At 57.8% G+C, this 20,321-nt stretch carries 12 protein-coding genes; 2 read left to right on the top strand and 10 right to left on the bottom strand.

The annotated features are described in order from the left end of the window. Positions 1–2: 2 nt before the first annotated feature. The 9 genes from QGH30_00060 to QGH30_00020 form a co-directional block, all read right to left on the bottom strand. Positions 3–749 (bottom strand): hypothetical protein, encoded by a 747-nt coding sequence (locus QGH30_00060; protein ID MDP7020738.1) that lies wholly within the window; start codon positions 747–749, stop codon positions 3–5. Further along, complete coding sequence (locus QGH30_00055; protein ID MDP7020737.1) at positions 746–4,003, bottom strand: hypothetical protein; 3,258 nt, start codon at positions 4,001–4,003, stop codon at positions 746–748. Before QGH30_00055 ends, QGH30_00060 begins: the two co-directional genes overlap by 4 nt. After that, complete coding sequence (locus QGH30_00050) at positions 4,003–5,007, bottom strand: PorV/PorQ family protein (protein ID MDP7020736.1); 1,005 nt, start codon at positions 5,005–5,007, stop codon at positions 4,003–4,005. Before QGH30_00050 ends, QGH30_00055 begins: the two co-directional genes overlap by 1 nt. A 65-nt stretch (positions 5,008–5,072) precedes the next feature. Beyond that, positions 5,073–8,864, bottom strand: a complete 3,792-nt coding sequence (locus QGH30_00045) for a C25 family cysteine peptidase (protein ID MDP7020735.1) — start codon at positions 8,862–8,864, stop codon at positions 5,073–5,075. Further along, the gene (locus QGH30_00040) at positions 8,861–9,022 is read right to left on the bottom strand and encodes a Trm112 family protein (GenBank protein MDP7020734.1); all 162 of its coding nucleotides are present in this window, start codon (positions 9,020–9,022) and stop codon (positions 8,861–8,863) included. Before QGH30_00040 ends, QGH30_00045 begins: the two co-directional genes overlap by 4 nt. Before the next feature lie 171 nt (positions 9,023–9,193). Further along, complete coding sequence (locus QGH30_00035) at positions 9,194–10,162, bottom strand: acetyl-CoA carboxylase carboxyltransferase subunit alpha (protein MDP7020733.1); 969 nt, start codon at positions 10,160–10,162, stop codon at positions 9,194–9,196. Positions 10,163–10,170: 8 nt separating this feature from the next. After that, on the bottom strand, positions 10,171–10,923 hold the full coding sequence (locus tag QGH30_00030; protein MDP7020732.1) for a hypothetical protein: 753 nt from the start codon (positions 10,921–10,923) through the stop codon (positions 10,171–10,173). Between the two features lie 13 nt (positions 10,924–10,936). Further along, complete coding sequence (locus QGH30_00025) at positions 10,937–12,025, bottom strand: DNA topoisomerase IV subunit A (protein MDP7020731.1); 1,089 nt, start codon at positions 12,023–12,025, stop codon at positions 10,937–10,939. 1 nt (position 12,026) lies between these two features. Continuing rightward, positions 12,027–13,721, bottom strand: coding sequence for a DNA topoisomerase VI subunit B (locus tag QGH30_00020; GenBank protein MDP7020730.1), 1,695 nt, complete (start codon positions 13,719–13,721; stop codon positions 12,027–12,029). 100 nt (positions 13,722–13,821) lie between these two features. On the opposite strand from QGH30_00020, the gene QGH30_00015 reads away from it, so the two are divergent. Then, positions 13,822–14,688 (top strand): patatin-like phospholipase family protein, encoded by an 867-nt coding sequence (locus QGH30_00015; protein MDP7020729.1) that lies wholly within the window; start codon positions 13,822–13,824, stop codon positions 14,686–14,688. Here QGH30_00015 and dnaE read toward each other — a convergent pair. Beyond that, the gene (gene dnaE, locus QGH30_00010; GenBank protein MDP7020728.1) at positions 14,685–18,179 is read right to left on the bottom strand and encodes a DNA polymerase III subunit alpha; all 3,495 of its coding nucleotides are present in this window, start codon (positions 18,177–18,179) and stop codon (positions 14,685–14,687) included. The two genes, QGH30_00015 and dnaE, sit on opposite strands and share 4 nt — an antisense overlap. A gap of 170 nt (positions 18,180–18,349) precedes the next feature. Here dnaE and QGH30_00005 point away from each other — a divergent pair, with 170 nt between their 5' ends. Beyond that, positions 18,350–20,173, top strand: coding sequence for a peptidylprolyl isomerase (locus QGH30_00005; protein MDP7020727.1), 1,824 nt, complete (start codon positions 18,350–18,352; stop codon positions 20,171–20,173). Positions 20,174–20,321: the final 148 nt, after the last annotated feature.

Genomic DNA, 20,321 nt, shown 5'->3' with positions numbered 1-20,321 from the left:
TATTACCAACTCCTTGAAACTCCCAGGCGCCATGCACCCGGAGTTTGCGGACGGAAATCCAGTCTCCACTGGTCCCGGGCTTCCCGGAAACTGTCTCCCCGCTCCAGGCGGGCGACCAGCAAATAGGTATCCACCACCGAGACAAAACGCCCCAGCATCATGGCCACCATGAACTGATGGGCGCGGTCGAAATTGTCATCGCTTCGGTTTCGCATCTCGGAATAGCGGGTGCGATGCGAGTCTGGATGATTCCAGTAGGTTTCATCCGTGTAGGAATCATAGTCATCCCAGCCCCAGCGATACCAGTCGTATTTGCCGAGGTTCTCGTAGTAATGCTGCGCGTCCTCGGCATGAGGAGCGTAATGGCTTTGCAAATAGCCCGGATGCTCTTCTTCGAAGACCAGCGCACTCTCCCAGGTTTCCTCCCAGGCATTCGCCGCATAGTCATCTGCGCTCATTCCCTCCAGCCAGTCGGGCTGTTCTTCATTCCAGGCAGAAGCCCAGCGCCCCGCATGCCAGTGCTCATCAGCATAGGACTCATAGTCCTCGCGAATGCGGAAGCCCTCACTTCGGAAGTGAGCATAGCCCAGCCAGGATCCGATCTCCAGACCGACATGAGCCGCCGCGCGTCCCCGGTAGCCCAAACTGTATTCCCCGAGCCCGGGAACCAGCAGGGAATAGAAAATCGGTCTTGCGTCCATGGCCGACGCCGCAAGGGGAAGGAGGAGCAGGAGCAGAATCTTTTTCATCGCAGGACTCCCAGCCTTCGAAGCAGGACACGGTTTGCGCCCTCTCCCTCAAGAGTGGCCTTCAGGAAATACACGCCCGGGGCCAAACCCTCCAGATCCACCTGCAAATGGAAGGGACCGCCCGGACTGGTCGCAGTATTCCTCAAACGGATTTGACCTTCCAGATCCATCAACTCCAGAGTCAGGGTCAGCCCCGCAGGACAATCGGGATGGTGGAAGAAGGCTTCCGAGCTTGCCGGGTTCGGATAGAGAATCCACTGCTCGGGGTCGTGGTCTCCGGTGGCAGGACTGAGTTCATGGATCCTCTGCCAGCGGGCCTGACGGCTTGCCCCTCCGCCATTCATGCTCCACTCTGCGGGGCCACTGTTCTCGTCCCCATCAAAGCCCAGAAAGTAGCCCTTCCAGGAAATCGCACGGAGAATACCCCGATCCGCCCAGAGATCGACCGGAGCTTCCCCGGCCAGGCTCCGGGGGCTTCCCGACTTCGGGCTTCCGTCGCTCCCGATCAGCAGCAGATGTCCCGTGTCGCTGAAAAAACAAAGCTCGCTTACGCCATCGGAACCGGCGAAGTCCGCCGCCAGAAGAGGCGAACCCACCTTCATGGGTTCCTCCAATAGAAGCAAATCCTCCATTTTCAGGGGCCAGTTCGTATGGGGATATCCTTCCAGGGAATAGCGATGGATGCGCGATTCGGTAGCGAAGAAGATCTCTGCGCGCCCGTCTCCATCGAGATCGGCCGGGATCGGCGGCAGCAGAAGGCTGTCCCCCCCGAGATCGGCTTCCACGCGAAGGAGGGCTCCCTCTTCCCTCATCTGCCAAACCCGCCCGAGGACATCAAAGAGAAAGAGCTCATCCTCTTCGTCATCGTCCTCATCGAGGCTTCGCAGCCAGAGAGAGCCGCTGGCCTCCTCGGGAAGAGGCCAGGTCTCGGGAGGCTGGGCCAGATCCGGAGTCATGCGATAGAGCGTGTCTCCCACGGCCTGAACGATTTTCCCGCCCCAGGAAGTCCACTGCCAGGCCGGTGGAGATAGGCGAGTTCCCTCCCGCCTCAGGATCCTCCGACTCCGGAACTGTTCTGCCCGGCCGGAGGCCAGAAGGAGGCTACGAAAACCGCCGGTCTCCGCATCCAGCCAGAAGACAAAGTGGTTCTCGCCGTGAGGGCCCATCAAGGGGCCGGAAACCAGCTGCGCTGCGACAGGAGAGTAAAGACTCTGGGGCTCAAGAGCATCGGGCAAGACCCTCCAGGTATAGAGAGAATCCTCACTGGCAAGAGCCCAGAGCGTGCCGGAACCCGTCTCGATGGAGGCGGAACTCAGGGGATAGCCCGGCAAGTCTGAACTTTGCTCCGCTTCCAGATCACCGGAGAGGGCGCTGAAAAGGCCGAAGGCGGAGACCGTGGAATCCGCCTCGAGAACGGCCGTCCAGTAGGCCATTCGATCCTCTCCCAGGGGCATCAATGTTCGGGCTGTGGCATGACTGGCCAGCGCATCCTCGGGAACCCGCTCGCGGTCATCGCGGGGGAAGCCGTCCGGGATGCCGCTACGCAAAGCCCGGAAGGAAATGCTTGCGTCCATCATTAGCTCGAATTCGTCATCAAGGTAGGGACTGGTCACGAGATCCCTCATCTCAAAACCCGAAGGTGTGCCGTCCCAGCAGCGGGTCGAGGGCGTGGTTTCATGGGTCCAGAGCGCATTGTTCCCGACATAGAAGGGATCCAACACGCTTCCCAGATCATAGTATCCAAGGTCAAAGAGCCCGTCTGCCTCGACCAGACGGAAATGCAGATTCCCGTCCCAGTTGATCGCATTCGAGTTCCAGAGTTCCTCGAGTCCCCGCTCCTGAATCTGCCAGGCCAGAAGGCCCGACTGGGGAAGAACGAAATCGTACTCCCCGATGTTCTCGTAACATTCCTCGCAGCCCGGAATGTCCTTGCTCATGCAAAGAAACACGCCGGTATCCGGATCTCTTTTCAGAAAACGGCCGCCATCATGCACCCGCTCCTGCCGATTCTCCAGGAGGTAGTACTCCGAGTCGGAGAGATCCACGCGGTAGGCCTTCAGGCCCTCCTCCTGGCGATTACTCGCCCAGAGCGTGACATCAGATTGAGGACCCCGGAGACGCTCCAGGTTGCCTCTCTCTTCGGAAACCCAGCCGGAGATCTCCCGGTGCCACATGGCCAGACTCGCAGGAAGTGCGCCGTAGGCCCAGATGTCCACCAGGGTAGAATCTCCCTGATCATCCACTTCCCAGGTCTGCATTCCCCAGAGCGTCCGGTGACCGCTGTCCATCAGGTCCCAGCGACCCACCACTGACCAGTGATACCAGGTGTCATAGGTATCGACATAGCCCAGTTGATGCCCGAATTCATGGGCGACCACCGCATTGAGCGCGCCCACCGGCGAGCCTTCCCCCGCAACATCCTGGGTCGTGGTTTCCGGAAGGAGGACCAGTGAAGCCAGAGAATGAAGCCCCCCATCGACCAGGGGCAGTCCCAGGGAATCTCCGAAGAAAATATTGAAACTCGGGAGGTCGTTCGGGCTGTCGTAGTTCAGATCGCTTTGCAGGTCGCTGCCCGCATGAAAGAAGAGAACCACATCATAGTCTGCGAACCCGGGAGACCAGGGATCGAGAAGCAGAGTGGAGTCCACCACGGCCACCGCCTCCCGGCAGAAGGACTCCAGAAGATCCAGAGTCCAGTAATTGTCCTCTCCAGGACCGTAGTCCGCAGGATCACTCATGAGAAAAGGGGCCCCCGCCTGAGGGAAGATCTCCCAATCCAGTTCCAGATTCCCGTAACTCATGGTGCGGTAGAACTCGTCGAGCGCCTCCATATGGGAATCGAAATAGAAGCGGTCGTGGGGCGCAGGATCCACGCGTCGAAGCCAGGCGGGAATCGTGTCCGAGGCCGCCATGAACTTTCCGTCAGCAGGAACACTCGTCAGGTCCGGGCGGCGGTTGCTCTCAAAGGCAATGCGGCAGACCATGACCTTCAGAACTTGCGGATCCTCCCGGTCTCCGGTCCATTGTGGCAGAAGATCCCGGCGAGCGGGATGGGGACCGAGAGTCTGCCGTACCTGCCGCTCACGAAGCTGTCGGACCTCCAGAAAATCGTCCCCCTGCAAAGGAGCGTCCAGAGGGATCAGGCGATCCGATGCCTGGGCCATCAGGGGAAGGAAGAGAAGAAGGACACAGACACCGAGGAGCCCCGTCCTCAGAACGGGACTCCTGCATATCCTGCCCGTGAAGTACTGCATTAGGGACCGTCGATTCCCGGCACTCCCAGTTCCATTTCCAGGGAGAAGCGGTGTACCCGATCCAGATCCGAAGCCTGGGGAATGTTCGCATAGTCAAGATAGAGCTCCCGGCTCCCGAGACTCACATGGAAACCGGCTCCGAAGGTAAGATCCGTGATGTCTCCGTCCGGGTCGTGGACATAGCCCATGCGAAGAGCCATCAGATCCGAGTACTGGAACTCGACCCCCCCGTTCCAGGTGACCGGGCCGCCGGGAACCAGCATCTTGTTGAAATCTGCCGTGGCCAGCACATGCCCGAGACCCTCGGGAAGGTACCAGGTTCTGGCTCCCCCGAGCTTGAAGTGGCGGGGAAGAGGGTCGCTCTGTTCTTCATTGATGAAACTGATGTTTGGGCCAAAATTGCTAAGGACAAACCCCAGGGAGGTGCTGCCGAAGTAGCGCATGAAGCCGAAGTCCACAGCAATCGAGCTGCCCGCGCCTTCGCGGTTGAAGTCGTGAACGGCCTCAATCGGCGCAAGATCCACCCGCACATACTTCAGCCCCAGACCAATCGCCGTGTTCTCATTGAGCTGCATTCCATAGGCAATGGAAGGGGAAAACTCGTAGGAAGAGAAGGTTCCCTGGGACTCGGGGCTGTCATAGGTAATATCGCTCTCTCCATAGGAGAGGAAAATCAGGTTTGCCGAGTAGGTCCCCCAGCTTTCCAGATGAGAGACCCAGCCGAGGTACTCATAGTAGATGTCATCGGCCAAATCCGGCACGAGCTGGCTGTGCATCAGGCCCAGAGTCTTGCCCCGGAGAAAGGCCAGTCCCGCAGGGTTCCACCAGGCGGCTGTGGCATCCTGGGCAATCGCCACCGATGCCTCTCCCAGTCCGTTGGCGCGAGCGCCCGGCGGGATCTGGAGACTATGGGCGCCCGCCACGCTCCCCCAGGCAGAAGAGGCCAGCAGGGGAAGCAGAATGGCCAGACTGAGCAAGCGAAGCTGCAGCGGGAAACGATTCATCACTTATCCTCCAAAAGTCTTGAAACAATGCTATATACACGCTTTTTCGCCCGGGGGGCAAGGATTCAATTCATCTTCACAAGTGCCCCCTGGACCTCCCTTCGCGAGAGGTCCCCGGTTCCAAAGTCAGCAAGCAGGCGATAGAGATAGGTACCATTGGCCACGGAGCCGCCTTCAGAGTCGCGCCCGTCCCATTCCAGGGAATGGCGGCCCCCGTTTTCGAAACTTTCCCGGAAGCTGCGGATTTTCCGACCGGAAATCGTATAGATCGACAGGGAGACCTCCGCGGATCCGGTCAGTTCGAAGGTGAGAGAGCAGACCCTGCGGAAGGGATTCGGAAAAGGCTGCACCGCAAGAAGAGCCCGGGTCCCCTCCTCCATCACCCGGATGGAGAGGGTGTCTCGCCCCACATTTCCGAGATTGTCGGCCACCGAAGCCACGAGGGTGTACTGCCCCGCCTCCAGTTCCGAAGAGATTCTGCTGCGGGCCTCTCCCTCGGTGGCCGAGCCGGAATCGTACTCGAAGGCCCCGGTCAGGTCTTCCACCTCTGCGATTTCCACGGTTTCCAGGAAGACAGCCGCCCGGGGACTTCCTCCCACGAGATTGATCCCGGACTCGTCGGAAGCACGAAGGTGGATCTCCGTGCCCGCCACCGCATTGACCGCATTGCCGGGCAGGGAGAGTTCCACCGAAGGAGCCTCACTGTCATCGGGCAGTTCTCCTTCGAGCACCGGAAGGGAGACCCGTTTGCCCAGAGCCTCCTCCTCCCCCAGAACGAAGGCCCGTACGCTGCCGTAATTACCGATGGCGGCTCCCCGGGGGAAATTGAACTCCGGGGATTCAAAGACACCTTCCTGCACCGGAAAACTCCCCCGAAAGACCTCGGTGCCCGGAAGATGGAAGTCAATGTGATGCGGGTTTCCGTACTGCTCCCAGTCATGGCCTGTCGTGTCGTCCGAGGCCCGGACACTCAGATGAACTTCTCCGGAGAAGTCGGGAGCAAAGATCCCGTCACGAATCACGCGCCCGCGAACCCGGGTCTTCTCCCCCACAAGCAGGGAATCCGGCTCCCCGTTTTCAAACTCGACTGAACAGGTCGGGAGGCTCAGGCAAAGTGCCGGATCGCCAAGAAGTGAGTAGCGCTCATTGCTGCCTCCGATCCCGCCATGAGAATAATCCACCTGCTGGGTCCGCACCTTGGCCCTTAGAAGCACGGAACCCAGGGGAACGGCTTCTCCCACCTTCCCGCCCGGGAAAAGAGCCTGGAGGATGTTCTTGTTCAGCTTGTTGTTGAAGGTCGCGCTTGTCAGATCACTCGCGGCAATGGTGGCAATGGCTCCGCCTTCGGAGCGGGAGATCATGACCTCACTCATACTTTCGCCCACGGGATCGTCAAAGGCGCCGACATTGCAAGAGGCGGAGATAAAGAGAAAGCGCCGGGTTCCGTTCTCCAGAGAGTAGAGGTTCTGGGTCAAGAGCAACTGCTCGTCCGCCAGCACATCTCCACCGCCGTGACCCACAAAGTTGAAAAAACTCACTCCCGACTGAAGGGCGGATGTCAGGTCAGTTTGTGCTTCCGGCTTGAAACCGGAATAGTCACAATCGTATTCGCAAAGGTAGATCTTCTGGAGGTCCAGTTCTGTCGGGATGGCATTCTCCACCAGGTACTCGGCCTGCGCCGTGTGATTGATGCCGTCGGCCTGGCCGCACCTCTCGAAGTAATCATCGGCAGCAAGAATCGCCCGGTTCTTCCAGACTCCCGGCTCTGTTTCAGACTCATAGGCAATCACAAAATCCACCATGAGTTCGGCGGCCTGTCTGCTGGCAGCCGGCAGCCGACCAAGAGCGATGTCCGGGACTTCCTGAGACAGGTTGTCATCTTCCGGATCCATGCAGACGAAATAGTCATCGGTGGTATAGGAAGAAGACATCGGCTCTGCGCGAAAGCGGTCGCTGAGAGCAGGAACAAGACAGTTGCTTCCGCTATCTCCCACTTCCACGCCCGAGAAGTTCCGGTAATCACTGCTGGCGTCCCCGAGCAGGAGAATATAGGCCAGACGGCATCCCGGAGTCTCATAGCGGTACTTGATGAAGTTCCTCAGGGCGGCGACATCCTGCATGCCTCCACTGAAATTCGCATAGACATCGCTGATCGAAACGGTTTCGACTTCGCCCTGCCCGATCAGGGGGAAACTCCCTGATCGCCAGTCGGCGTAGCGCTCGGCCGCATCGCGGAATTCGTCATGGTAAATAACAATCATGTGCGGAAGGGATTCGTGGCGAAGCGGGCGGGGAAGAACCTGACGAATGCGGTCAAAGCTTCGGAAGCTGCCGGAGAAACCGGGGTCCATCAAGACGAGGTGGCGTGCGTCGCTGGCCTCTACTTCCAGAGTCAGGCTGTCCCCGGCAAATGCGCCCCCTGAAATCCGGAAGGGCAGGAAAGGATCACTGATGTCCCAGACCTCCGGCTCGCCGTTCCATCCCGCGCAGGAGAAGACGACGGAATTACTGCCCGAAGGAATGATGAAGCTGAAGGGAGAGGAGTAGCGGGTGCGGAACCGGGTCTCATACTCCAGTTCGTACCAAAGCAGGTAACCGTAGTCACGAGGCATCTGATCCTTGGGCAACTCCAGCCAGAAGTCCATGCGATTCTGCCCATCGGAGATTGCCGCAGGGGTGCCTTCTCCCTCCAGCAGCATCTGGCTCATCACCGAGGTAATGCTAAAGGACTCATCGACCAACAGGTTCTCCGGATCCGGCGAACCGAGATAGGCGCGAACATGGTGAGGCCCGTAGGGCTCCCCACTGATCAGTGGGGCATCATAGCCGACCCTCAGACGGAAAGGACGATCCGCACGGGGCCAGAGCAGTGCTGCTTCATCGCGAAATAGGGTGGGTTGGCTGGACACCACGAAGTAATCCCAGGCCCAGCCGTCCTCATGAAGGGAGTGGTTATCGTAGATCAGGTTCCGCTCCCGGTGCAGTTTCACGGGAACAGACTCAAGAAGTGCCGGATAAGCTGAAAGGTTTTCCGCCCGGGACTCCAGGCGAAGCCCCTCTTCTTCGCCCCATGTGAGGTAGGCCGTGGCCCAGACGGCATAGGGATGGCGACGATACTGATCGGGGTCTGACTGAAGATCAAGGTCGCTGGCAAAGCCATCGAGAGAAGTGAGGTGAAAGCGAAGTTCCGTATCCGGACCGAAGCTCTCCCCGCCGAGAACCTGTATCGGCATCTCACGGAGTGTCCAGCCCTCCTGCCAAGAGGAGAATCCGTCCCCGATTTCAAAAGGAAGGGGTGACTGGGGAGGAAGGAGGAGCCGGAAGCTCGAAGGATCCACATCCCAGGAGACCCCGTAGATCAGGAGATCCTCGTAGTCGAGTCGATAGAATCCCTCTTCCTGGTAGTCGAGTCGAATCCAGCGTCCCGTCCCGTCAAAGATTTCATCTTCACTGCGGTGGCGATTCTGCCCCGAAGGACGACTGATGCGGGCCTGTGCGGAATTTGCAAAAAGTGACAGGGTGGGTTCGTCCGGAAGCGGACCTTCTCCGAAGGCCTGTTCGAAAAAGAGGTGAACGCTCGCTTCCTTCCAGGCGGGGGAAGAAGCTTCCACAAAGAGATTGGCGGCCCGGACTCCCCGATGGACAAAGGGCTCACTCAGTCTGGCTCTGTCGGTGGAAACGGACACCCCGTCCAGTTCCAGGGAGAGAATCCTGGCAGCACCCTGAGCGGGCAGAGCCACCGTGCAGGAAGCCGGAATCTCCGTCCCCTCCGAAGAGAGCTGAAGAAGGACATCCTGCATCCCGACTGCAGGGAGCAGGGCCGGGAAAAGGGAAAGAAGAATCAGTGCTTTTCTCATTCCCCCTCTTTCGCACTTTCCGGAAGAAGCTCGGGAATACCGTCGATCACCGGATAGCGGCGGCGGCAGCCTTCGCAAACCAGCTCATCTTTGCCTTCCTCCCGCAAGGAAGCCCTGCAGTGGGGACAGGCAAGGATTTTCAGAAGTTCCGGATCCATTTCACACTCCTGCCCGATAGCGGGCCATTCCTCCCTCTCGCAAGGGAGGTATACGCCAAAGACACTGAATTGTGAACAGGGGATTCAGGAAAAACGCAGGAAGGGAAACGATGCCTTTTCCTGCGTGCAAGCTGCAAGCTGTCTTAATGATAAAGGCTCCGGGAAGCCGAATCAAGTCGGTTCCGCTTCGTCAAAGACACCCATTCGACTGATCTTCTCAATTCTGCTGGAAATCAGGGACTCGGGACTTCGTGTTGAAAGGGAGGCTATTTCCTCAATGAGTGCCTCTTTCAATTTCAGGGACATCCCAGCCTGGTCCCGATGGGCACCTCCCAGAGGCTCGGGAATCACGCGATCAATGATTTCCATTTCTGCAAGATCCCGGCTGCTCAGGCGAAGAGCCTCGGCCGCTTCCTCCCGCTTGCTGGCATCTTTCCAGAGAATGGAGGCGCAACCCTCGGGACTGATCACGGCGTAGATGGAATTCTCCAGCATCAGCACCCGGTCTCCCACGGCCAGAGCCAGAGCGCCGCCGCTTCCGCCTTCCCCCGTGATGACCGCAATGACAGGTACCTCCAGGCGACTCATCTCCCTCAGATTCCGGGCAATGGCCTCCGCCTGCCCCCTCTCCTCCGCGCCGATTCCGGGATAGGCACCCGGAGTGTCCACAAAGGTGATAATGGGTCGAGAGAAACGGGAGGCCATTTCCATCAGGCGAAGCGCCTTGCGATAGCCTTCGGGATTGGGCATGCCGAAATTGCGCCGGATATTCTCGCGGGTTTCCCGCCCCTTTTGATGGCCGATGACCATGACCGGTTGCCCCCCGAGCAAAGCCGTCCCCCCGACAATGGCCGGGTCGTCTCTGAAATTCCGGTCACCATGCAGTTCCTGAAAATCCGTAAAGATGCGCTCAATGTAGTCAAGCGTATAGGGTCGTTGGGGATGGCGAGCAAGCTGGACTCTCTGCCATCTGCTCAGATTGCCGTAGATCTCGTGGCGAAGCTTGTCGGCCTTCTCCTCCAGACGACGCAATTCATCGCTCACTTCCATCTTCTGCCCATCGGCAAAGGAACGCAGATCCTTGATCTGGCTCTCCAGTTCCACAATGGGTTTTTCAAAATCCAGCCAGCTGCCGTTCACAGGCCCTCCTAGAAATGACTGCCGAAGGATACCAGCAGTTGCCGCTCTGCGCCCGGGGTTTCTCCCGTCACCGGGTCCAGGGAATTCTCGAAGAGATCGCAAACCAGAACCTTGAACTGGATCCGGTCGGCAATCTTCCAGGCCAAAGCAAGGTCCAGCCAGCCATTACCCTCCCCGAAACGCTCGTCCAGATAACGATCGTTCAGCCCTGCGGACCAGTCAAGGATCAGGGAGAATCGAGGCTCCAGCACCCATTCCAGACCGGCGAAAAGATCAAAGCCGGATTCATCATTGCCTTCCAGACTGTAGTTCAGGCCACCGCTCGTGCTGAAGTCCGTGCCAAAGGGACCAAACCAGTGGCGGGTCATCACGAAGAAGAAGCCCTTGCTCTTTCGATCATAGCGCTGGTACTCGTCGGACCAGTTGCCCTGCCCCTGATTGTCAAAGCCGACAAGCATGGAGGGCAGTTCGATTTCTTCGACCAGTCGGTAGCGCAACATCAATCCGGTTTCAGAGTAAGTACGCACCTTGCCGGTTCCCAGTAGCCCCAGCATTCCCCAGGAAAGTCCCAGAGAAAAACGATCCTGAATGCCGATCTCCGTGCGTGCAAGCACGGTCCCCCCATCGAGAATCCTCGCGGTAAACTGGTAGTCCCCGTGAGCCGGCAAAGCCGCAAGAGGGCTGTTGACCAGATAGTAGTCTTCCTGGGCCAGAGAGGAGGTCGCCAAGAGCAGGAAGAGGATCAGGATACACTTTCTCATTCACTCACCTCCGTCAGGGGAGAAACTTCTCCGGATGACTCAGTTTCCGGGGAAGATACTCCTCGATCACATAGTTCAGTCCATGCTTGGCCAGGGCCTGCTGTTCGGCACGCACCCCCATTCGGATCATTTCCTCAAGAGCCTTTTGCCACTGCTTGTAATGCTGCACAAAGGGGTCATTCTTCAGGGCATCCTTCGCTCTTTTCACATCCACCTCTTTGAGGGGATGAGTGGGAAGATCGTAGTCGCGAATGTCCCGGGGCATAATGCCCAAAAAACGCGCCTGTGGCACGCAAAAATACTCGTTCAGGTGGGCGGCATTGCCACTGCCCACTTTCAGGGTACGGTAAATGTTCGTAATCCCGTAAGGATCACCATCGACGAAGACATAAACAGGGATCTTCTTCTCGTCAGCAAGGCGACGGATGAAACGACGGCAGGCGCGGGTGGGCACGCCGCCCATGCTGACCAGAACGGCCCCAGCCTGTTTCCAGTAGTTGTGCTTCACCAGACGCTGGAACATTCCCGCAGTCTCAATCGCAAGGATGAACTTTGCGTCCGTCTCGAACTCGAGATGCTCCACACTGATGGGAATCGAATAGGCTCCGCTGCCGAATTTCGTGCAATCGATGCGCAGTTTCTTGCCCGTGTCGCTGTCCCGGTCGATGACCACGAGATTGCCGGCGACATCGCCCCCCTTTTCCTCGGGGATGAAACCCAACTGCTCGCGATTCACGCCGAAGAGAGCCTCGACATCCTCCAGCACCGTGTCACTCTCGGGCTGGTCGTGGAAGCGGGCTTCTCCCCAGTTCTTCGAGACATAATAAGCCTCTCGCTTCGTGGCGATGTCATTGGCCTCGAGGAGATCCTTGGAGAGGCTCAACATCTTCAGGGTCTGCGCGAAGGTCTTCACCGTGCCCACGGTCAGGGCCCGCTCCTTCCTGCCGGACTTGATGGCGAAATGCCCTATCTTTGGATCGTAACGGACATTGGACAGGCTGCGGATGGGAAAACGCATCAGGGGCTTGTCACCTTCGATGGCAGCTTTTTCCACCTTGCGGGCTTCCTGGCGAATCCGGTCGAGTACTTTCTTGCCTGCCATGCTAGAACTTCCTGCTCTTTTCAAGGGTGTCCTGAAGACTTGCGACGACCTTCTTTTCCCTGCTTTCACTGAGGTTCAGGATTTCCCGCAGTGCTTCTCCAATGGTGGGAAGGTAACTGCGAATCAAGTCCCGCTTCTTCTCTGCATCCTCCCTGCGCTTGCCTTTGCGGATGTGTGTTCCCAGCTTGCGTCCGCACTCCTGCAGACCGAGCTTGATCTCCTTGAGAACCTCCGGATAACTGGCCAGAGCTTCCTTGCTTTCACTGGTAAAGGGGACCCAGGCGCTGGCTACATGAACAAGCAGCACCATGGGTCCTGCCGGAAGGGCTCCCCGGGACTGGCTCAATCCGTAGCTCTTCCAGCTTGTCGCCATCACGCCCTTGGTGATTGCACAGGCTCCCTGTTGATACTGAAGAGGAACCCGATTGGCAAAGCGGTGCAGAACGACCAGATCATCCTGCTTCATTCCCTCCACTCCCCAAGCGAGAGCTACTTCCACCAGAAAGGGGTTCCCCCGGTAGACGGAAGGTCTGCGGGACACCGAAGTGAAAAACTCCGAGTTCACCACCTTGGCGAGCCCCGCCTCCAGTTCTTCTGCTCCGATGGGAGAAAGACAGGAGGTCGGCGGATTCATGATCTTCGTCTGCGCAATGGCCCGCAGCAGTTGCTCCGCCTGATCGCGACCTAATTTCTTTGGGCGAGACTTGGGAGAAAGCATGGCCTTCTGCAGAATCTCGTCGGCCACCTTGCTCCCGACCCTGCTGAACTCCGTGCAGAGGAAGCCGGTCAGGGTTCTCTCCTTGGTCTCATGGGCCATGGCCAAAAGAGCGCCAAGTTCCACCCCGTAGGGATGGGGCTTGATGGACTTCGGCTCCCGCGGCAGTTCATCTCTGACCCGCGGGTATTCGACTTCATCGCCGGAAGGTGTCAGATACACGAGTTCAAGATGGGGATTGGAAACGGCGGTAAGTTCCAGATAGTCATCGATGCTTCTGCGCCCCCGCTTGTAGCTGGCCTCGATGTCCAGTTCCACCTGGGTTCCCTGACCGTGAGGCCAGTCTTCCCTGACTTCATCAAGAGTTACTATGGGCTCATTCTTGCGGGTGTTGATTTTCAGTTCATAGCGGTGTGCCTTGGCATGGGAACCGGGGCGACTGACAATCCTCACCGGCTGCCCCGTGGTCAACTGCCCGTACATGCCGGCCGCAGAGATGCCAATGCCCTGCTGTCCACGACTTTGCTTGAGAGAATGGAACTTGGAACCATAGAGAAGTTTTCCGAAGATGCGGGGAATCTGCTGCTTCACAATTCCCGGTCCATTGTCCCGAACCCGGACACAGAAACGGTCCTCCGCCTTCATCTGCACTTCCACCCGGATATCCGGCAGAATGTCAGCCTCTTCACAGGCATCCAGACTGTTGTCTACGGCTTCCTTGATCGTGGTCAGCAGAGCCTTGCTGGGATTGTCAAAACCCAGAAGGTGGCGATTCTTCGTAAAGAACTCGCTGATGGAGATTTCCCGCTGTTTTGCCGCCATGCTCTCTGCATGGTTCTTCCTGCGAGCATGGGAACGCGTCGTCTTGCCCGTCTTTTTCTCGGGAGCCGGGGTTTCTTTCTTCGAGGTGCTTTTCGCCCCATCGAAGAGATCCAGGTTTGCGTCTTTGCCCGGATTCTTTCGAACTGCCTTGACGGCCATGCTGCTCCTGTTCTTCAATGCTTCCGTCCGCTGAATGGGAGATTCTAGTCGAGTCTTCCCGGGTCGTCAAAGAAAAGCTGTTTTCAGCAAGAGGCAAGAAATGCAGGAAAAACAAGGCTCTCAGGGCAGCAGAGGGGTCGCCGTTGCCATGGGCGGTGGGGTCCCCTTCGGGGTAATTGCCCTCGGATTGCTCCGTCTTCTGGAGGAAAAGCAGGTTCCCGTCCGAATTCTGGGCGGAACGAGCATGGGCGCCATCGTTTCTGCCCTTTACAGCCGGAACCCGGATGCCCGGGCTGTGGAGGAACTTCTGGCGGAGTTTTTCGACAAGCTCCATCCCAAGGCACTGTTGATTCGTGACTTGAGCCTCTTTCGCCCTGGGCTCTTCCGGGGAACGAAGCTGATGGACAGGATCGAGGATCTCATGGGCGGGGACTTCCTGCTGGAAGATGCCTCCATCCCTCTGGTGATCAATGCCACGGATCTGATCCGCGGATCGGAGGTGGTTCTCCGAACCGGGAGCGCCCGGGTCGCCATCCGCGCCTCAATCTCCATGCCCGGCATCTTTGTACCCAAACCCTGGCAGGACACCTATCTGGTGGACGGTGGCATCACCTGCCCGGTTCCTGCCCGGGCATTGGAAGGTTGCGGGTTTCCTGTGATCCCTGTCCGCGCCCTCCGACGCCTCCCCAGCGATACGGAGGTCGGTCGGGAGAGAGAGCACTTCGAAAAAGAACAGGAACTGCATCGCGGCAAGGCACCGGCCATTGTCTATGTCATGTGGCGGGCACTCGGGCTGATTCAGCAGGATGACTATTCGAGGCAACTGATGGATCAATACCCACACGCAGTAGCTCCACGCATTCCCATGGAGATGAGCGGAGACCTCAAGAAGATTCGGGAAATTGTCCAGAGTGGTTATGAAGAGGCCCAGAAACAGTGGCCCCACATCGAGGCTCTTCTGGACTAGCTTCGGTATCGGGAGCGGAAATGTCCGTTGCCTGCGCTGCTGGCCTTTGCAAGAACAAAACGGCAACTGAGTCGTTCGGAGTGTTTCTCCAGGAAGTCCCCCATCCACTCTCCCGTTCGAATGGAAAGACCGCGGGCCCGCACCTGTAGATCCTGTCCCTCCTGCCCGGGCAGGTGAAAGACAAGCTCCCGGCTTCCTTCATGCTGCCGGAGTTCTTCTTCCAGTTCCGGAAGCCACTCCGGCTGAAAATCCTCTCCCAGATAGAAGTGCACCTGACGCGGCCACTTTTCCAGCGCTTCTTCCAGGTCCAGCGCCTCGTCCAGCAGGAGTTTCACCTCCCCTTCCTCTTTCACATTCGCCTTGCCTTCGAAAGCGAGAATCCGGTCCTCGCTCAGCTTTTCGGACAGCTTCTGATAGGCGGAAGAGAAGACAATCACCTCGTAGGAACCCATGAAATCTTCCACGCTGAGGAAAGCCATCGTGCGGCCCTTGCTGTCGGTTTTCCGGCTCACGCCTGTAATGAGACCCAGGGTGCGAACAATGCTACCATCGGCCACACGGCTCAGGCGATCCGCATCCGACACAGGAAGGCTCTCCACCAGCCTTCTCACCCTGTCCAGAGGATGTCCGGAAACGAAGAAGCCCAGCACTTCCTTCTCCCTGGCCAGAAGGTCTCCCCTCTCCCAGGGAGGAAGCTCCGACAGACCGGGGCGTGTGGCATCCTGTTCGTCGCTTGAAAGGGAATCAAGCAGGTTCATCTGACCGGCAGCCAGATCCCGCTGCCGACTCTGCGCAGAACGCATGGCATCTTCCAGACTGGCCAGAATGCTCGGTCGGTTCGGCCCCAGAGTGTCCATCGCACCGGCAAGGACCAGGCTCTCGAGCACCTTCTTGTTGACCTTTCGAAGATCCAGGCTCTCGCAGAAATGGTGAAGGTCGCGGAAGCCCCCCTCTTCCCCCCGAGCGCGAAGGATTTCCTCGATAGCACCATCCCCCACATTCTTGACCGCTCCCAGCCCGAAGAAAACCCGACCGTCGACCACGCGGAACTCCCGCCAACTCTTCTGCACATCGGGAGGAACCACCTCGATGCCATGGCTTCGGCACTCGTTCATCAGAATCACGATCCGGCTCGTATTGCCCATCTCGCTACTCATGCAGGCAGCCAGATAAGCGGCCGGATAGTGAGCTTTCAGATAGCCGGTCCTGACAGAGAGAACGGCATAGGCCGCCGAGTGGCTCTTGTTGAAACCATAGCCGCCGAAGTGTTCGACAAGATCGAAGAGATCTTCCGCCTTATTGCGGTCGCGCCCTATCTTCACCGCGCCTTCGATAAAGCCGAGCTTGATGCGGGCAATCATGTCCATCTTCTTCTTGCCCATGGCCTTTCGAAGCTCATCTGCCTGTCCGGGGCTGAAGCCGGCATAGATCTGCGCAATCTTCATGACCTGTTCCTGATAGAGGATCGTTCCGTGCGTTTCCTCCAGAACGGACTTGAGGTCTTCATGCGGATAGGCAATGTGCTTGCGACCGCGTTTTCTTTCTATGAAATCATCGGTCATACCACTGCCCAGAGGGCCGGGACGGAAGAGTGCATTGACAGCCACGATATCTTCAAAGCAGTCGGGAACGAGCCGCTGAAGGATGTCACGCATCCCGGAGGACTCAATCTGGAAGAGCCCGATGGTGTCTCCCTTTTTCATCAGATCATAAGTGGCCTTGTCATCAAGGGGAATGTCACTCGCCTGCATCTGCTCATCATCGGGGCGTCCGTGATTGATGATCTTCAGCGCGTTTTCAATCACGGTCAGGGTGCGAAGACCCAGGAAGTCCATCTTGAGCAGACCTACCTGTTCGCAGGTAACCATGTCCCACTGCGTAGTGGTTTCCTCGCGGTTGTTTCGGAACAGGGGAATGTGTTCTACGAGAGGGTCGGGGGTAATCAGCACACCCGCAGCGTGGGTGGAAGCATGGCGGATGAGACCCTCCAGAGTCTGGCTGTAGCGGATCAACTTGTCGTGAGTCTCGCTCTCGGAGGCCAGAGCCCTCAGATCGGGATTGATGTCCAGAGCACGATCGAGAGTCATGCCCAAGTCTTCAGGAATCATCTTCGCAATGCGGTCCACCTCCCCATAGGGAAGACCGAGAACGCGGCCCACGTCACGAATCACAGCCCGCGCCTTCATGGTTCCGTAGGTGATGATCTGGCAGACATTCTCTTCGCCGTACTTTGCGGCGACATAGTCGATCACTTCTCCCCGTCGCTCGTAATCGAAGTCAATGTCGATATCAGGCATCGAGATTCGGTCGGGATTGAGAAAACGCTCAAAAAGGAGCCCGTGGAAGATAGGATCAAGTTCCGTGATCCCCAGACTGTAGCAAACAAGACTTCCCGCCGCACTTCCACGCCCGGGACCCACGGCGATGTTTCTCTCGCGCGCGGCATCGATGAAGTCTGCGGTAATAAGGAAGTAACCGGCAAAGCCCATTTTCCGGATCACCGACAGCTCATAATCAAGACGCTCGCGATAATCCTCTGTCACTTCCCCGTAACGCTTTTGCAGACCCTCCAAAGACAGTTTGGCAAGGTACTCATCTTCCCCTGCGTATTTATCGGGAAGAGGAAAATTCGGAAGCAGGTTCTCCCCCATCGGGATCTCCAGATCGCAGAGCTCCGCGATCTTCAAGGTGTTCTCACAGGCCTCGGGGTAGTCTGCGAAAACCTCCTGCATTTCTTCAGAGGACTTGAAACAGAGTTCGCTTCCCTTCATCTGGAAGCGGTTCTCATCGTCCAGGGTTTTTCCCGTGCCGATGCAGAGAAGCACATTGTGGGCTTCGGAGTCCTCGCGATGGAGATAGTGGCAATCATTGGTCGCCACAAGAGGGATCCCCGTTTCCCGGGAAAGCCGGGCCGCACTCTCTCGGACTTTCTCTTCCTCTTCGAGCCCGTGATTCTGGATTTCCAGAAAGAAATGTCCCTCCCCGAAAATCTCCTGCAGTTCCAGAGCAACCCTTCGTGCTTCCTCATATTGGCCATCGATGAAGTGCCGGTTCACTTCCCCGGACATGCAAGCAGTCGTAGCAATGAGTCCTGCGGAGTGTCTCTTCAGGAGTTCCCGGTCAAGCCTCGGCTTGTAGTAGAAGCCCTCCAGATAGGCATGGCTGCTCAGTTGAATGAGGTTGTGAAAACCTTCAAGGTTGCGGGCGAGAAGGACGAGGTGGTGACTCCGGGAGCCCCTGCCGTTTCCTGTGGCGCGGTCATGCCGACTTCCGGGGGTGGAATAGGCCTCCATGCCAATAATCGGCCGGATCCCTGCCTTCTTTGCCGCAAGATAGAAGTTGATGGCTCCGAATAGATTGCCGTGGTCGGTCAAGGCAATGGCAGGCATGCCCTGCTCCACGGCCGCTTCCACCAGTTTCCCTACGGGGATGGCTCCGTCAAGCAGGCTGTAGTCCGAGTGATTATGCAGATGGACGAAAGAGCGACTCATATTCCCTTTTTCCTGGAGTGTCTGCCTACCATAGCGCAATTCGCCGGCGATCTCAAGCCGGAGAAATGCGGATTGCGAAGCGGCGAAAGTTGTGCTAATTTCCCGCTTCGCAAAGGGTCGCCTGTTCCGGCGGCCCTTGCACTTGAATTCCAACCAGGAGGGTTCCTCCCATGCTGAGCCAGATGAGGCAACAGACCTTCATCAAGATCGTCCTCTGGGCCGTCGTGATCTCCTTTGTGGCAACGATGGTCTTTGTCTGGGGTGCTGATTTCCAGGGAATGGACTGTAGTCAGGGCGCTGCCCCCCAGGGACAACGATTTGTTGCCATGGTGGGAGAATCGCCAATTCAGCTGCGGGAATTTGACCAGCGCTACCGCCAGTCGATCAGCGACGCGGCCTCCCAGCGCCCTCCCGGACAGGCCATCACGGAAGACGAACGCCTGAGGATTCTCGATCAGGTTTTTGATCAGATGGTCAATGAATCTCTCTTCCAACTGGAAGTGGACCGACTCGGTCTTCATCCCACGGAAGAGGAAATCGCCAATGTCCTCATCAATGACCCTCCCGAATTCCTGCGGCAGCAGTTCCAGGACGAGAATGGTCAGTTCAATGAAGAGATCTACCGACAGGCTCTCACGGATCCGAGAATCAACTGGGTTCCTATTGAAGATGCCGTTCGCAAGAACCTTCCCTTCAGTCGGCTTCAGCAGATTTTCAGCAGCCAGATGCATATCAGCATGGGTGAGGTGGCCCAGGAGTTTTCCCTCCGCAATGACAAGATCGAGGGGATCTTCACCGGCATGGCCTGGAGAGATCAGGACTTGGAAGACGAGGACCCCGGGGATGAGCAACTCCAGTCCTATCTGGATTCTCACCCGGAGGATTTCACCGACCCCGAACGCTACCAGATCCAGTTTGTTCGCTTCGGGCGGGAAGCCAGTGAAGAGGATATCGCCTATGTCCGCGGAAGGATGGATTTCCTGATGGAGGAACTGGAGGCCGGTGCTGAGTTTGCCTCTCTTGCCCGTGACTACTCCGATGACAGCGGCACGGCAGAAAACGGTGGCGATCTGAGTTGGTTCTCCCGGGGGCGCATGGTTCCCGAGTTTGATGAAGCGGTTTTTGCTCTGGAAGACGGTGATACCAGCGAGCCGGTTCTCAGTGACTTCGGTTTCCATCTGATTCGTCGAATGGGCAGTCGCAAGAATGAGACGGGCGAGGAGGAAATCCAGGCCAGCCACATCCTGATGAAAGTGGAACCCAGTTACGCAACCCTCGACTCCGTTGCATCCCTTGCCGACACCCTCCAGACTCGCGCAATCGAAATGGAGAGCCTGCTTGATGCGGGGACCAGTCTGGGGCTGGAAGTACAACAACCCTCGCCCTTTGGCTCTTTGGACAATGTCGAAGGTCTCGGTCGTGCTTTCGCCATCAGTGCCGTTGCCGCCAGGATGGAAGAAGGAGAAGTCAGCCGCCGCTTCCGGGCGCGCGATGCGGACTTTGTCATTCAGCTTCTGGAAGTTCTCCCCGAGCAGACAAGCAGCTTGGAGGATTCCCGCGCCCGAGTACTCCGCGCCTGGGAAGACGATCAAAAGAAATCACGGGCTCGCAGTCGCGTGGAAAAAATCGCAGGGATGATTGAAGACGGAAGCAAGCTGAAATTAGCAGCCGGGGAACAGGGCTTTGAACTGCAGGAAAAGGAGTTCGGATACAAGGACTACCTGCCGGGAGTCGGCTCGCAGACTTCCTTCCATCTGGCAGCCTACATGATGCCGGTCAATGCCATTAGCGGGGTGATTGAGACTCCCCAGGGCTTCTGGGTTCTTGAAAAGACCGCTCACAAGAAGGCTGACATCGCCGGACTTGAGGAAGATCAGAAAGAGATCACAGAGACCCTTCTGGCTCAGGCACAGCAGGCCTGGTTCGAGGACTGGCTCAAGGGTCTGAAAGATCGATATGAGGTGCTGGATTTCCGGAGTGAAATCTACAACTAAGGTTGTGCCTCTGAGAATGTATCTCCTGGAGGTATCCTCTCAGAGACTTCTTCGATCATGTCCATCCCGCCGGTGCCCCGGCGGGATGTCCTTTTCTCTTCCTCTTCCCTAGAATGCGTAACTGAGAGTGTGCTCCCGGTTTTTTCCC

The organism is Candidatus Krumholzibacteriia bacterium (assembly GCA_030748535.1).
Taxonomy (GTDB): Bacteria; Krumholzibacteriota; Krumholzibacteriia; order JACNKJ01; family JACNKJ01; genus JASMLU01.
The sequence above is the reverse complement of the archived record's forward strand: the minus strand, read 5'-3'. Positions and strand labels throughout refer to the sequence as shown.